The 15,103-nt window shown below is 59.0% G+C and carries 14 protein-coding genes and 1 pseudogene; 7 read left to right on the top strand and 8 right to left on the bottom strand.

The genetic code is table 11. The features are described from left to right. Positions 1–53 precede the first annotated feature (53 nt). A complete protein-coding gene (locus C5748_RS12400; protein WP_105742452.1) occupies positions 54–959 on the bottom strand; it encodes a LysR family transcriptional regulator in 906 nt (301 codons plus the stop codon). Positions 960–1,071: 112 nt separating this feature from the next. On the opposite strand from C5748_RS12400, the gene C5748_RS12395 reads away from it, so the two are divergent. From C5748_RS12395 to C5748_RS12380, 4 genes are all read left to right on the top strand, one after another. Then, complete coding sequence (locus C5748_RS12395) at positions 1,072–1,824, top strand: SDR family oxidoreductase (RefSeq protein WP_105742255.1); 753 nt, start codon at positions 1,072–1,074, stop codon at positions 1,822–1,824. Positions 1,825–1,963: 139 nt separating this feature from the next. Then, positions 1,964–2,368 carry a DoxX family protein gene (locus tag C5748_RS12390; RefSeq protein WP_105742254.1) on the top strand — a complete coding sequence of 135 codons (405 nt, stop codon included), beginning with the start codon at positions 1,964–1,966 and terminating at the stop codon, positions 2,366–2,368. Between the two features lie 59 nt (positions 2,369–2,427). After that, the gene (locus C5748_RS12385) at positions 2,428–3,015 is read left to right on the top strand and encodes a nitroreductase family protein (protein ID WP_105742253.1); all 588 of its coding nucleotides are present in this window, start codon (positions 2,428–2,430) and stop codon (positions 3,013–3,015) included. Positions 3,016–3,089: 74 nt separating this feature from the next. Then, positions 3,090–4,565 (top strand): amidase, encoded by a 1,476-nt coding sequence (locus C5748_RS12380; protein WP_105742252.1) that lies wholly within the window; start codon positions 3,090–3,092, stop codon positions 4,563–4,565. 47 nt (positions 4,566–4,612) lie between these two features. Here the strand turns inward: C5748_RS12380 and C5748_RS12375 are convergent, their stop codons facing one another. Next, positions 4,613–5,251, bottom strand: a complete 639-nt coding sequence (locus C5748_RS12375; protein WP_105742451.1) for a TetR/AcrR family transcriptional regulator — start codon at positions 5,249–5,251, stop codon at positions 4,613–4,615. Between the two features lie 535 nt (positions 5,252–5,786). On the opposite strand from C5748_RS12375, the pseudogene C5748_RS28860 reads away from it, so the two are divergent. From C5748_RS28860 to C5748_RS12360, 3 genes and pseudogenes are all read left to right on the top strand, one after another. Continuing rightward, positions 5,787–6,020: pseudogene (locus C5748_RS28860) on the top strand (helix-turn-helix domain-containing protein); the annotation flags it as partial. An 18-nt stretch (positions 6,021–6,038) separates the two neighbouring features. After that, entirely contained in the window at positions 6,039–6,743 is a 705-nt protein-coding gene (locus tag C5748_RS12370) for a LysR family substrate-binding domain-containing protein (protein ID WP_245429086.1), read from the top strand. 485 nt (positions 6,744–7,228) lie between these two features. Next, positions 7,229–7,513 carry a helix-turn-helix transcriptional regulator gene (locus tag C5748_RS12360; protein ID WP_425350243.1) on the top strand — a complete coding sequence of 95 codons (285 nt, stop codon included), beginning with the start codon at positions 7,229–7,231 and terminating at the stop codon, positions 7,511–7,513. Here the strand turns inward: C5748_RS12360 and C5748_RS12355 are convergent. From C5748_RS12355 to katA, 6 genes are all read right to left on the bottom strand, one after another. Continuing rightward, positions 7,479–8,735 (bottom strand): tyrosine-type recombinase/integrase, encoded by a 1,257-nt coding sequence (locus C5748_RS12355; RefSeq protein WP_105742250.1) that lies wholly within the window; start codon positions 8,733–8,735, stop codon positions 7,479–7,481. The two genes, C5748_RS12360 and C5748_RS12355, sit on opposite strands and share 35 nt — an antisense overlap. A gap of 294 nt (positions 8,736–9,029) precedes the next feature. Further along, positions 9,030–10,592, bottom strand: a complete 1,563-nt coding sequence (gene guaA / locus C5748_RS12350) for a glutamine-hydrolyzing GMP synthase (RefSeq protein ID WP_105742249.1) — start codon at positions 10,590–10,592, stop codon at positions 9,030–9,032. A 329-nt stretch (positions 10,593–10,921) separates the two neighbouring features. Next, entirely contained in the window at positions 10,922–11,557 is a 636-nt protein-coding gene (locus C5748_RS12345) for a 5'-methylthioadenosine/S-adenosylhomocysteine nucleosidase (RefSeq protein WP_245429053.1), read from the bottom strand. Between the two features lie 20 nt (positions 11,558–11,577). Next, positions 11,578–12,033, bottom strand: a complete 456-nt coding sequence (locus C5748_RS12340) for a PaaI family thioesterase (protein WP_105742247.1) — start codon at positions 12,031–12,033, stop codon at positions 11,578–11,580. A gap of 174 nt (positions 12,034–12,207) precedes the next feature. Continuing rightward, a complete protein-coding gene (locus C5748_RS12335) occupies positions 12,208–13,497 on the bottom strand; it encodes an RsmB/NOP family class I SAM-dependent RNA methyltransferase (RefSeq protein WP_105742246.1) in 1,290 nt (429 codons plus the stop codon). Positions 13,498–13,602: 105 nt separating this feature from the next. Further along, positions 13,603–15,099, bottom strand: coding sequence for a catalase KatA (gene katA / locus C5748_RS12330; RefSeq protein WP_105742245.1), 1,497 nt, complete (start codon positions 15,097–15,099; stop codon positions 13,603–13,605). Positions 15,100–15,103: the final 4 nt, after the last annotated feature.

The following is a 15,103-nucleotide window of genomic DNA, read 5'->3' as shown; positions in this document are numbered from 1 at the left end:
GCGAGAGCAAGCCCAATAGCCGCCGCGTCCGGTGAAACGGGGGCACTCCAGCTCTATGCCGGCCCCAGTCTGCGGAATACCTCAACAATCCAGTCGACGAACACTCGGAGGCGCGCATTGAGATGACGGCTGGATGGATAAACGATGTGCATCTCATGGCGGGGGCCGGTGAAGTCTTCAAAAAGCGGAACAAGGGAGCCGTGATCCAAGTGCGGCTGGGCTGCGATGCGCAGTATCTGCCCTATGCCGACCCCCGCCAGAACCGCGTTCAGATGAGCAATGCTGTCATTGAAGAGCATTGCTGATGCGAATGACACTTCAAATCGATCCGTCCCATTTTGATAAACGGGCGGATAGGTCTTGCCCGTCTGCGCAAAGAAGTAGCTCGCGATGACGTGACCATTCTCAAGGTCCGTCGGGATCCGCGGGGTTCCGTACTCCTGGAGATAGTTCGGCGACGCGCATGTTACGAAATCTATATCGCACAGTCTGCGTGAAATCAGCGAGGTATCCGGCAGGTCTCCGCCACGAATGACACAGTCAACCCCCTCGCTGATCAGTGCGACACGCCTGTCGCTCACGCCGAGATGCAGTTCGATGCCTGGGTAAAGGCGGCGGAACTCGGGAAGTCTCGGGATGATGACGAGATTTGCTAAGACGGAACCGACGTCGACACGGAGCCTACCAACCGGTTTCGCGGGCATGTTTGAGATCGTTGAATCCATATCATCTAGTTCCGCGAGTAGGCGCGTTGCGCGTTCGTAGTAGCTCGCCCCTTCCGCGGTAACAGAAACAGTTCTGGTCGTGCGCTGTATAAGCTTAGCTCCCAAATGCTGTTCAAGGTCCCGGATGAGCTTGCTCGCCGTTGAACGGGGCAGATCGAGGTGATCCGCTGCTTTGGCAAAACTGCCAGCGTCCGCGATCCGCACGAAGAGCTTCAACGCCATAAATCTGTCCATATCGCGCTCCCCATTGTGCACTCTCATGAATTATATCTTCATACAGGTCAGCTTTATCTACATCAATGCGCGATCTAGGTTGCAGAGCAAATTGATTTAGGAGCGCCACGCCATGTCGAAACTGGAAAATAAGGTAGCCGTGATCACTGGTGGGACCAGTGGCATTGGCCTCGCTGCCGCAAGGTTGTTCATTGACGAGGGAGCTTTCGTCTTCCTAACAGGGCGCCGCCAAGCGGAACTGGATAGTGCAGTCGCTGAGCTTGGCGCGAATGCATTTGGCATCCAAGCTGACTCCTCAAAAATGGCTGATCTGGACCGGCTTTTTGAAGCTGTCTCTGCCAAGAAGGGGAAAATCGATATTCTGTTTGCCAATGCTGGCAACTTCTCCCTCTTGCCACTCGCGAGCGTGACTGAAGAGCACTACGACGAAACTTTCGATGCCAACGTCAAAGGCGTTGTTTTCACGGTACAGAAGGCAGTGGCTCTTCTCGCAGACGGGGCATCGGTCATTCTGACCGGATCAGTTACGGCGAGGAAGGGTTCTCCTGCGTTCAGCATCTACTCAGCGTCAAAAGCTGCGGTACGAAGCCTCGCCAGAAACTGGATGCTGGATCTCAAGGATCGGCGCATCCGGTTTAACGTCGTCAGCCCAGGACCTTCGCGAACTCCCCTGCTGCTTGGTGCCGCTGGCCCTGACCCGAAGGAACAGCAGGGCCTCGTGGACTATCTCGGTTCAACCATCCCCCTGGGGCGCATAGGTGAACCGGAGGATGTTGCGCGCGCTGTCCTATTCCTCGCCAGCGACGATTCAAGCTTTTTCAATGGAGCAGAACTGGCCGTCGACGGAGGGCTGGGCGAAATTTAAGTCCGGCACCTGGTCTGGCAGGTCGGCCAAGCCGACCTCCTTACCGGCCTGCAAACTCGCGCACAAACCTGCCTAATTACCATACTGGACAGTCTGTTATATAATTTCTATACTGATGCGTCTGATAAATGAGGATTCCATGCCTAGCATAATCACCACCTTTCTCGAGAGTTCGGCTGCACTGATCGGCGGCCGAGTTGTCCTCACCTCCTTTTTCTGGATCGCAGGAATCTTCGGGCTGCTGAATTTCGCCGTTGTGGTTGAAGAGATGAAGGGTGCTGGCTTGCCGATGCCAGGAGCTTTCGCAGTAGCAACGATTATCTGCCAGCTAATCGGCTCCGTCTTGATCATCACGAATGTCGCGGGACTGGGGTGGTTGGGAGCCGGGGCGCTTGGCGTCTTCACGTTGTTATCAATCCCGCTCGGACATCCCTTCTGGACCTACGAAGGGCCTCGCAGGATGCAGGAATTTCAGATCGCGCTCGAACACATCGCCGTAACGGGTGGAATGTTGCTGGCAGCAATCCTCTCGATCCGGACGTAAACGCAGAGAAAACAGCGATCGCCGCACCATCGGGATCCGAAGACCTTCAGGGGGACATAATGCTGGAGCAACTGACAAAACGTCGTACTCAATATGCCTTGGGCCGCAACATTGGCGCGGGCGAGGAAGCTATCGACGAGTGGATCCGCGAAGCCATTCGGCAATCTCCGACCGCATTCAACTCACAGGGTTCCCGCGCAATCATCCTTTTTGGCGAACAAAGCCAGGCGTTTTGGGAGATCGTGCGCAATGAGCTGAAGGAAATCCTCCCGGCTGAAATGCTCGAACAATCCCTGGCGAAGGTTGACCGCTTTGCCGCTGGTGTTGGCACCGTGCTGTTCTTCGAGGATCAGCGGACCGTTCATGATCTTCAGCAGCAATGGGCCATCTTTGCAGACCATTTTCCGGCTTGGTCTGAGCAGTCGAGCGGCATGGCACAGCTTGCGGTCTGGGCAACCTTGGCAAACGCCGGAATCGGCGCCAGCCTCCAACACTACAATCCCTTGATAGACGTCAAGGTTCAGCAGATGTGGGATGTTCCAGAAAATTGGAAGCTCCGCGCTCAGATGCCGTTCGGCTCCAATGAAGCACCGTTCAATGAAAAGAGCTTCATGCCTGATGAAATGCGTTTTCGAACGTATCGTTGATACCAATTCCGGAGAGGCCGATAGCCATGCTGTCGGCCTCTCCTTCGTTTAAGACCAACTGAGGAGCTTCGGCTATGCATCACTCCAACCTCGACTACGCATCCGCCGCCCAAACTTCTCGTGTGGTCCGGCAGCGTAAAATCTCCCCAGTCGAAGTGATCGAGCATGCGATTTCACGGATAGAAGCGCGGGATCCGTCATTGAACGCCTTTGCCCACACAGATTTTGACCAGGCGCGCAGCCGAGCCAAGCAGCTTGAGGCACGCATCCTCGCTGGCGACGATGTCGGTCCCCTGGCTGGCGTACCGACAGCGATGAAGGACCTTTTCAATTTCTACCCAGGCTGGCCGTCGACGTTTGGTGGGGTGCCAGCACTCAAGAATTTTCGCCTGAATCAGAAGTCCATCTATCCGAGCAGGATGGAAGACGCCGGAGCCATCGTTCTGGGAACGACCAACAGCCCCACATTCGGCTTTCGGGGTACAACGGACAACGCTCTGCATGGCCCGACGCGGAATCCCTTCGATCTGCGCCGGAACAGTGGCGGTTCTTCCGGCGGAAGCGCCGCGGCAGTAGCAGATGGCCTTCTACCTTTCGCCGACGGCACGGATGGCGGCGGGTCCATACGTATCCCCTCTGCCTGGTGTCATGTTTTTGGGTTTCAGCCGTCTTTTGGTCGGGTTCCTGTCGCGATACGTCCAAACGCGTTCGGCGGGACAGCGCCCTTTATCTATCAAGGTCCAATTGCCCGGACGGTAGAAGATGCCGCACTCGCCCTCAGCGTCCTCGCGGGACCAGATGTATCCGACCCTTTCAGTATCTCGACCAAAGTAGATTGGTCGGAGGCACTGAAGCGGCCGATCACAGGCTTACGTATCGGCTTCACACCGGATTTTGGAGGATTTCCCGTTGAGCCGACTGTTGCTGCTAAGGTTGCAGAGGCCGTGTTGGCCTTCCAAGAAGCGGGTGCGGAGATAGTCCCTCTCTCGCTCAGCTTCGCTTATTCCCATCATCAATTGAGTGATCTGTGGTGCCGAATGATCTCCCAGGGCGCCGTTGCCGTCCTGGAAAACTTCGCTTCCCAAGGTATGTCCCTGCAGCATGACCTTCCTGAAACGGTCCGAGAGTGGGCGGAGAAGGCGCGGAACGAGACACTCGCGGAACTACAGGACGATCAGATCATGCGGTCCGACGTCTACTGTGTCTTGAACGAGGCATTGGAGAAGGTGGACTTCATTGCAGGACCGACCACCACTTGTCTTCCCGTCAGGAATGCGGAGCGTGGCCAGACCGTCGGGCCTGATATGATTAACGGGATGTCGGTAAATCCGTTGATCGGGTTTTGTCCAACCTTCCTCACGAACTTCAGCGGCAATCCGGCGGCTTCGCTTCCAGCAGGACTAGCCGACGGGCTACCAGTTGGCCTCATGTTGATAGGCCGTCTGCAGCAGGATGCCAATTTGCTGGCCGCTTGCGCGGCGTTCGAACAGGTGCGCCCTTGGATGGAAACCTATCAAATCCCCGCTTTTCGTGGGCTGGCATTGAGCTGAATCTTGATGGATATTTCGACAACTCAGCGCCAGCTGCAACTCCTGTGCTAGTCAGCGTTCGTGGTGCCGTAGATAAGCGTGAACAGTTGCACCCCCCTCAGCGCGCGGGCGTTTATTTCAGCGGGGCTTAGGGGCGGCCGAGCGCCGAGTTTGATCTCAAGGTTTGTAAACCCGATCCAGAGCCCAGCGAGATCGTCTGCTGCAGCCGACGCATCCCCCTTTTTCAGTTCACCTCGTTCCATTGCTGCATCGATGATCCCGGTCAACATCTTCTGCCCCCGCCCTGGACCGGCAGAGAAGAAGCGACGTGGCAGTTCCGGGTTTCTCGCAGCCGCTAGACTAATAAGACGGTCCCACCCCAACGTTTCACGCTGGTTGATGAAGTGAAGATATCGCTTTCCGTACTCAGCCAGCGCGACTTCGGCTGGCCCGGAGCGACTTCTCTCAAAATCCTCGTCTGTGACGGTTCTGTCAGATTCCCGCCGTATCACGGCTTCGATCAGATCATCCTTGTCAGAAAAGTTGGCATATAGCGTAGCTTTCGCCACGCCTGCTTGTGCCGCGATCTCTTCGGTCGTCACCTCTAGTCCCCGCGCCAACAGAAGGCTTCGCGCGGCGTCTAGAATGGCGTCGCGCTTTCCTTCATCTTTTGGCCTTCCCCGCGGTCGTCCAACCTGTTTGGGCATTTTCGTCACCATTGTCGCTAGTCGGACAAGCGTCACCGCAGTCATTGACTGCATCGCGATCCGACGATTTTGATAGGCTAGAGAGATTCTCGACGCAACGCGCCTTTGACATTTGAATCGAACGATTATGCACCGCAGTAGATTAACTCTCTACACAGGCCCCGTTTATCTACTCCAATCATGGAACTACAACTTCTCCGCACATCGTTGCAGCATGTTAGCAGGTGAAAAACAGTCGTGCTCGTCGGCGAGCGCTTGAGCAACACTGGCATGCGTCGCCTATACCCAGCCGATGTTCAGCACGGCCTATGACGCCGCGAACCGAGAGGCGTTCGCGCCGAGGCGGAATCCGTAGATCTCGTCAGCATTGCAGTCCGAGGCGCAAGCAAGGACGTTGATAAGGCCTTCAAGGGAGAAGAGTTACATGACTGACCGACGGAGACAGCCGCGACAAGAGGCGATCAGGCGATGCGGCAGTTCACGGCCATCGTCATTTTTGCCTGCACTTCGTCGATAATCGGCCAGGCACCGGTCGATGTCGCACGCGAGTGAACGAGAAGGTTTGGCAGCTAGCATCTTATGCCCCGACCTTTCGCTGGATTTAAGGCACCTCAGAGACGCGCTCCTTGTCGCTCAGCACGGAAGCCTCCGGCGTGCCGCGGAATCGGTGGATATTTCTCAGTCCACCCTTAGCCGCCGAATCCAGTCACTCGAGCGCCGACTAGGTGTCATCCTTTTCGAGAGGACCAGAATTGGGACCCGGCCAACCCTCGCCGGCGAACGCTTCATGCGCGAGGCCGAGTTTGGCGCCGAACATCTGCGTCGTGCCGTCGGTGATATGGAACTGGTCCGACGCGGTCACATCGGTGGACTTAGGATCGGGCTTATGGCCTCATTTGCGCAGGGACCGCTCGCAGAACTGCTCGCTGCCTATCATGAGCGGTTTCCCAAGGTCGAGGTGAGGATCAGTGAGGGCACCTCGCAGGCCCATGCGGTCGCAGTGCTGAATGGTCGGCTCGATGCAGCATTCATCGTCGGCGACCCGCGCCTTCCCACCTGTGAAACGAGACTGCTCTACCACGAACCCCTCTTCGCCGCGGTTCCCGCCGACCACGTGCTAGCGCTACGACCGAGGCTCGCCTGGGAGGATTTACGCGAGGAGACTCTGCTCGTGAGCGCAGACGGGTCCGGGCCAGAGGTCGAGGGTATCTTGACTCGCCACCTGTCGACCCTGGGCTTCCGGCCAAATATCGCGGTCCAAGAAGTTGGCCGTGAAAATCTCATCAACATGGTCGGAAAGGCATATGGGCTGACGCTCGTGGCGAGCTCGACTCTAGGCACCACATATCCAGGTGTTCAGTTCGTCCCGATCGAACCCGCCGAGACCATCATGTGGAGCGTTGTCTGGTCGTCGAATAATGCGAACCCGGCGCTGAAACGACTGCTGGAACTGACCGCTGCCATTACGAGTACCGATGTCTCTCCCCCTTAGGGCGCATCAAGAACGAGATTGCTATCGCGACATCGCTGGTGGTCGCTAGCGCGGCTTGAATGCAGCAACCCGGGCTAAGCCAATCCGGTGGAGGAATTGTTGGGCGACGGCCGCGGTGTCATTGACCTAGTCCGCGTTGTTACTCCGTATGTCGGTTGGTGCAGCCCCACAACGCTGGACGAGAAACTGACAATGCGGCCGCTTTCCCGAATGCACAACGCGGGTAGTCAGAATCGAACCGACATTCCTCTCGGAACCTAATTTTGAAGGGAGTTGTGTCTTGCGCAGGCTTCCGCCTTGTCGCGGGTCTCTCACCATCCCGGCTCGTCCATCAGCGCCTGCTCGCCCGTATGCTGCACCTAGCAGCCCCGGGGAACCCGCCGATGTGTACGCTATGGCCCGAAAACACCGCACGGAATTTCGGCGGGGCTTCCAGTACCAGCATCTATCAGTCTCAATCGCCTCAGCAATGCAGGAGATTGAGCATGGCAAAGATGGAAACTACGCGAATTCGGAGAACAATTCGGCGGCAGCAGTTGCGGGAGATGGTGCCGATGGCTGACAGCACGATTTATGAGATGGAGCAGCGTGGCGAGTTTCCCCGCCGGTTCGCGCTCTCGCCACGTTGTATTGTATGGGACCTGGAAGAGGTCGAGGCTTGGCTGATGGCAAGGCGGGCTGCCCCGATTCGACGGGCCCAGCACCCTGACGTCACCAAGCGCAGAAGCCGCCCCGTCAAAGGGCGGGATCAAGCTCCATCAGGGGCATAGCTTGCGGCAAAAGCGTGGGGGCATATTTCCGGCCGTCGATCCAGGCATCTACGGTGTCCGCCCACTGCTGCATCATGTGCCGGCGCTGCACCTCATACTCGGCCTTGTTATAGACGCCGCGCGACGAACGCCCGTCTTCGTGCGCCAGGCACTTTTCGATCCAGTCGCTATTAAACCCTAGCTCATTTAACAGCGTCGAGCCCGTTCGCCGCAGATCATGGACCGTGAAAGGCTCCAGTGGGAGCCCCTCCTTCTTGGCTCGCTCGACGACGGCGTAGGTGATCCGATTGAAGGTCGCACGAGACATTGGCGCGTCCGCATCGTACCGGGACGGCAACAGATATCGGGAGTTGCCGGAGCAGGTCTTGAGCGCGATCATGATGTCTAACGTCTGCCGGCACAGGTAGACGTTGTGCGGCTTCGACCGCTTCATGCGCTCCTTCGGAATGGTCCAGACGGCGTTATCGAAATCGATCTCGTCCCACACTGCATCCTGCAGTTCGCTTTTCCGGACCATGGTGAGAAGATAAAGCTTCATGCCGAGACGGATCGTCGGCAACGTTGCGACATGCTCGAGCTGTTTGAACATGATGCGGATCTCGGTGGGTGAAAGAGCGCGGTCCTTCGGCGTAAAGGTGGCGATCGAGGCCGGACCGACGTCATCGGCCGGGTTGGCGACCTTCTCGCCGTGCAGAATGGCGTAGCCGTAGATCTGCTTCAGGATATCCCTCACATGAATGGCGGTGGCAGGAGCACCCCGTTCGACGATCTTGCCGCAGTGAGCGCGGAGATCGTCCGGTGTGATCTCTGTCAGGAGACGATTTCGCCAGACGGGCATGAGCTCGCGCTCGAAGATGGAGCGACGCATCGCGCGCGTGCTGTCGGCCATGGTCGCGTTGGTCAGCCATTTCTCACCGAATTCGCCGAAGCTCTTTGCTTCCTTGATCCGGCGCTTCTCCCGCTGCTTCTCGATGGCGGGGGACCGCCCCTCGGCAATCGCCCGGCGTGCATCGATGCATAGCTCTCGAGCCCTGGCAAGCGATATCCCGTCACGCGCATACCTACCGAGATAGACGGTCTCCCGCCTGCCGTTCAGCCGATAGTCGAGCCTGAACGAGATGGCGCCCGACGGTGCGACGCGCACATACATGCCGTCACGATCAGATACCTTGTACATTTTGGCTTTTGGTTTCAAGCACTTGAGTGCTGCATCGGTCAACATTTCGGGCCTCCTTGCGGAAAAGTACCGTCACGCGGTTTTTGGAGGCCGATGGTATCGAAAACGCTTATATTTCAGCGTATTAGTTCGAAAAAAGTACCGTCATTGGCCTCGTTTGACCTGACGGTACTTTCGTTTTCCCGGTTGATCAATGGGGGCGAGGCCCGTCAGCAAGGCCGACGAACGCGATCTATGCCCACCGATAGATGTCGATAGGCATAGAAGGAATTTATTTTTATTTTCAGTTGGTTAGATCGTATTTCAGCGTAAATTCGGCGGCGTTCGGATGGGCCTGAATCATTCCCACTCGATCGTGCCGGGCGGCTTTGACGTCACGTCATAGACCACGCGGTTGATGCCTTTGACCTCGTTGATGATGCGGGTGGCGGCGCGGGCGAGGAAATCCATGTCGTAGTGATAGAAATCTGCCGTCATGCCGTCGACCGAGGTGACGGCGCGCAGCGCACAGACGAATTCGTAGGTGCGACCGTCGCCCATGACGCCGACCGTCTGGACGGGAAGAAGCACGGCGAAGGCTTGCCAGATAACGTCGTAGAGGCCGGCCTTGCGGATTTCGTCGAGATAGATCGCGTCGGCTTCGCGCAGGATGTCAAGCTTTTCGCGGGTGATGCCGCCGGGGCAGCGGATGGCGAGGCCGGGGCCGGGGAACGGGTGGCGGCCGATGAAATGCTTGGGCAGGCCGAGTTCCTTGCCCAGCACCCTCACCTCGTCCTTGAAGAGTTCGCGCAGCGGCTCGACCAGCTTCATATTCATGCGTTCCGGCAGGCCGCCGACATTGTGGTGCGACTTGATGGTCACAGAGGGGCCGCCGGTGAAGGAGACGGACTCGATCACATCGGGATAGAGCGTGCCTTGCGCCAGGAAATCGGCGCCGCCGATCTTCTTGGCCTCTTCCTCGAAGACCTCGATGAACAGCCGACCGATGGTCTTGCGCTTGGTCTCCGGGTCGCTTTCGCCTTCCAGCGCGCCAATGAAGAGATCGGCGGCATCCACATGCACCAGCGGGATGTTGTAATGCTCGCGGAACATGTTGACGACTTCCGCCGCCTCATTCTTGCGCATGAGGCCATGGTCGACGAAAATGCAGGTGAGCTGGTCGCCGATGGCTTCGTGGATCAGCACAGCGGCGACGGAGGAATCCACGCCGCCCGACAGACCGCAGATCACCTTGCCCTTGCCGACCTGTTTGCGGATGGTCTCGATCGCCTTTTGCCTGTAGGCGGCCATCGACCAGTCGCCCTTGATGCCGGCGATGTTGTGGACGAAATTCTGCAGCAGTTTCGCGCCGTCGGGGGTGTGCACCACTTCCGGGTGGAACTGGACGGCATAGAATTTGCGCTTCTCGTCGGCGATCGCCGCAAAGGGCGCGCCGTTCGAGGTGCCGATGATGCGGAAGCCATCGGGCAGTGCCGTGACACGGTCACCATGGCTCATCCAGACCTGATGACGCGTTCCCTTGGCCCATACGCCGTCGAAGAGCGCACTATCGGCCTCGATCTCGAGAAAAGCGCGACCGAACTCGCGGTGATGCCCGGCTTCCACCTTGCCGCCCAGCTGCGCGCACATCGTCTGTTCACCATAGCAGATGCCGAGCACCGGAATGCCGGCTTCGAAGACGATTTGCGGCGCGCGCGGGCTGCCGATATCGATGGTCGAATGGGGGCTTCCCGACAGAATCACCGCTTTCGGCTTGATGCGGTGGAAGGCTTCCTCGGCGGACTGGAAGGGGACGATTTCGGAATAGACGCCCGCCTCGCGGACACGACGCGCGATAAGCTGCGTGACCTGGCTGCCGAAATCGATGATAAGGACTGTGTCGGGGTGTGCTGTGGTGCTCATGCGGAGCCTCTAGAGAAAAAGCCGGCGCAATGCAACGACTTATACGCCGCAGTTGGCAAACAGATTCCACCTCCTGACAAGATGAGTCAGAAGATGGAAACGCTGGCGCCAAGCATACCCCTCATCCGACCGCTTCGCGGCCACCTTCTCCCACAAGGGGAGAAGGGTAGAGCTTGGCATTTACGTTGCTGCCAAACGCCAACGAATGTAATTGGCAGTAAGGCCAATGCTAGGCTCTTTCCTTCTCCCCTTGTGGGAGAAGGTGGCCGCGAAGCGGTCGGATGAGGGGTATGCCTGGCGAATCCATCAAAGCAGGAATCGCTTTAAAGCTAGGTGGTTCCGAGTTTCAACGCCCCGCTCGCGAGCGCCTCTTCCAATTTGCCGATGGCAAGCGCCAGCTTTTCATCGATGATATGGAGATATTCCGTCCAGTCGTCGATGTGGTGCAGAATGGCTGCGCCATCGGAAATGCCGCGCAGACCGATCAGCGGCACGGCGAAGCGCTGGCAGGCGCGCAGGATCGCGAAGGTTTCCATATCGACCATGTCGGCCGCGATGCCGTCATAGGCGGCGCCGGAAACGATGTTGCCGCCGGTGGACAACGTCGCTTGCCTGATTCCGGGAATGCGGCAGGGCAACGGCACAATGGCGGGCAGATCGAGAAATGGCGTCCTGCCCTTCTCGAAACCGAGGGGCGAAGCGTCGATATCGCGATAGGACACGCTCGTCGCCTGATAGACCTCCGCCTGCTCCAGGCTGCGCGAGCCGGCGGAGCCGAGCGAAACCACCAGGTCCGGCAGGCTGCCGGAAGCGGCCATCGACGCCAGGGAGGAAGAAAGCGCTACAGCTGCCTCCACCGGGCCGACGCCCGTCATCAGCGGTTGGAAAAGCCGGCGCAGATGCGGGCCATATTCCGCCTCGACGGCCATGACGAAAAGAACATTTGCGCCGCCAATCCGGGTCATGGGCTGTGTCAAGGGCGCGTTCATCCTTGCAGGCCTTTTCGATCCTGCACGACCATCAGCGTTGCGGTCATCGTGGCGATCAGCTTGGCCTCGGTATCGGCGATGGCGAAAGCCTGTCCGTCGCTTACCATGATGGTGCGGCCGGGCTTGGTCACCTCGCCGCGAAACAGGAAGCGCTCGCCCTTGCCGGGCGCCAGCAGATTGACCTTGAATTCGATGGTGAGGACGGCAGCCTCCTGCGGCATCAGCGAAAAAGCCGCGTAGCCGCAGGCCGCGTCAAGTGCTGCGGAGATGATGCCGGCATGGAGAAAATTGTGCTGCTGGGTGAGATCGTCGCGAAACGGCAGCTCGATCTCGACGATGCCCGGCTCGCACAAGGTCAGCTCGGCGCCGATCAGCTTCATCGCCGCCTGGCGCGCGAAGCTCTCCTCAACCCGCTCGCGAAAATCCGGCTCTGCTATGCGCGCCTGTGGCATGTGCTCTCCTCCTACAGTGGTATCAGAACTAGCTTGAGACAGTTCCCCCTGGCCGTCATTCTCGGGCTTGTCCCGAGAATCTACGACGGAGCGTTCAATCAGGACGGTAATCACTTTCCTTCTTATGGCAGATTCTCGGGACAAGCCCGAGAATGACGGCAGGACAGGGGCAAATCAACCGGCGCGCTTGAGGACGCTGATGTAGAAACCATCGGTCGACGTCCTCTGAGGCGAAAGCATCATGCCATGCGGGGGGAAGACGGGTGTGACTTCTCCCGCATCCGGCACGGCGGCATGCCAGAGCGGCTTTGCGTCAATCCCGGAATAATCGGAATTTTCCCGAAGGAATTCCTCGATCTGGAGATTGTTCTCGGAAGCGAACAGCGAGCAGGTGACATAGACGAGGCATCCGCCCGGCTTCACATAGCGTTTCGCGGCGTTCAGCACTTCGCGCTGTTCGGCCTCGCGGCGTTCGAGCTGCTGCGGCGACAGGCGCCATTTCGCATCGGGCCGCCTGCGCCATGTGCCGGACCCGGTACAGGGCGCATCGGTGAGGACGATATCCATCTGGCCTTCGAACTGAACCAGATCCTCCAGATTGGCGTGGACCTGCGTGTTGCGGACGCCGGCGCGTTTCAAGCGGTCGAAGATCGGCGCGAGCCTTGGTTTTTCAGCATCGAAAGCGTGGATCTGCCCGCGATTTTCCATGCTCGCGGCGAGCGCCAGCGTCTTGCCGCCGGCGCCGGCGCAATAATCCAGCACCTGCTGGCCCGGCTGTATCGCCGCGACCATTGCGGCGATCTGCGAGCCCAGATCCTGCACCTCGAACCAGCCCTTCTGGAAGGCCGGTTCGGCCTGGACATTGGGATGCCGCCCGAGCGCGCGAAGCGGGGGCACGCGAACGGCTCCGGCCAGAAGCGGCGCTTCGCCGGCCTCTGCCCTGGCCAGTTCCCTCAGCACCTTCGCCCGGCTGGCCTTCAGCGTATTGACACGCAGATCGACCGGCGGGCGAGCGGCAAGGGCAGCGCCCTCGCCCACCCAATCATTGCCGAAAAGCGCTTCCAGCTGCGCAGCGCACCATTCCGGCACGTCGGCGCGGATATGGTCGGGCGCAGTGGCAAGGTCGCGGCTTTCCCAGGCGGCAAGCCGTGCCGCATCGAGCGGTTCAGGTGCGAATTTGTCGTCGCCGAGAGCCGCAGCGATGCTTTCGGCGTCCATCTCGGCATCGGAAAGCAGCGCGCCATAGGCGATGTCGCGGGCCTCCGTGCTGTCCATACGCCAGGCGATGGAGAGTTTCCGGCGCAGCGCGTCATAGACGATATTGCCGATAACAGCGCGATCGCCGGCGCCGGCAAAGCGATGCGCCAGGCCCCAATCCTTCAGCGCGTCCGATGCGGGGCGTTTTCGCGTCTCGATGTCATCCAGTATTTCAATCGCCGCCTGAAGGCGTCCGCCAAGCCGCATGTCATTTCCTTTGAATGTTCTTTGCTGATCCGCATACCCTCCCCCGCGCATAAAAGAAAGCCGGGCTGCTACCCCCGGCTTCAATCATAGACTTATAAGAGGCGCTTATTCGGCGGCGTCGGCCTTTTCCTCATTGGAAATGGCGGTCGCCTCATAGCCATGTGCGTCCTTCAGGGCCGCACGCACGCCGGCTTCATAGTCGGGATGGACCAGCTTGAAATGGGCAAGCTGGCGCTCGACGATCACCGAGGGCACGCCATCCATCGCCGCGGCGATATTGGCGAAGAGGCGGGCCTTCTGTCCTGCGTCGAACAGGTTGAAGAGGGCACGCGGCTGCGCATAATCGTCATTGCCGATACGGTGGTTGTAACGGTCCGCATCGCCGGAAAGTTTAAGCGGCGGTTCCATGGCGGACGGCTTTTCCACTGCGCCGGAGAACGAGTTCGGCTCGTAATAGGCGTCGGGATTGCCGGTCTTCTGGCCGAAGAAATTCATCTGGCCATCCTTATGGTAATGATGAACCGGGCAACGCGGCGCATTGACCGGCAGCGTCTCATAATGCGTTCCCAGGCGATAGCGATGCGCATCGGCATAGGAGAAGATTCGGGCCTGCAGCATCTTGTCGGGCGAATGGCCGATGCCGGGAACGACATTCGACGGCGACATGGCAACCTGCTCGATTTCGGCGAAATAGTTTTCCGGATTGCGGTTCAGTTCGAGGACGCCGAGATCGATCGGCGGATAATCGCCATGCGGCCAGACCTTGGTCAAATCGAAGGGGTTGTACGATGTCTTTTCGGCGTCGGCCTCGGGCATGATCTGCACCTGCACGTTCCACCGGGGGAAATCGCCCTTTTCGATCGCGCCGAACAGCTCTTCCTGATAGCTTTCGCGCGTCTTGCCGATGACGTTCTCGGCTTCGGCGTTTGTGTAGTGCTTGTGGCCCTGCTGGGTTTTGAAGTGGAACTTCACCCAGTAGCGCTCGCCCTGGTCGTTCCAGAACGAATAGGTGTGCGAGCCATAGCCGTTCATGAACATCGGCGCGACCGGCAGGCCGCGATCCGACATCAGGATCGTCACCTGATGCAGGCTTTCCGGCGACAGCGACCAGAAATCCCACATCGCCGTGGCCGAACGCAGATTGGTCTTGGGGTGACGCTTCTGCGTGTGGATGAAATCGGGGAATTTCAGCGGATCGCGGACGAAGAAGACCGGCGTGTTGTTGCCGACCAGATCCCAATTGCCCTCTTCGGTATAAAACTTGATGGCGAAGCCGCGCACGTCGCGCTCGGCGTCTGCCGCGCCCATTTCGCCGGCAACGGTGGAAAAGCGCAGGATGAGCGGCGTCTCGGCGCCGGGTTGCAGCGCCCCGGCGCGGGTGTACCTGGAAATATCGCCGGTGATCTTCAGCGTACCATGGGCGCCCCAGCCCTTGGCGTGGACGACACGCTCCGGGATGCGCTCGCGGTTTTGATGCGCGAGCTTTTCAAGGAGCTGATAATCCTGCAGCAGCACGGGACCGCGTTCGCCAGCGGTAATCGAATTCTGGTTGTCGGGAACCGGTGCTCCAGCGGTCGTGGTCAATGTCGGACGGTCGGCCATGGGA

Origin of the sequence: Phyllobacterium phragmitis (assembly GCF_002980495.1) — a bacterium.
Lineage (GTDB): Bacteria > Pseudomonadota > Alphaproteobacteria > Rhizobiales > Rhizobiaceae > Paramesorhizobium > Paramesorhizobium phragmitis.
Note: the sequence above shows the minus strand (reverse complement) of the source record. Positions and strands in the feature narration are given on the sequence as shown.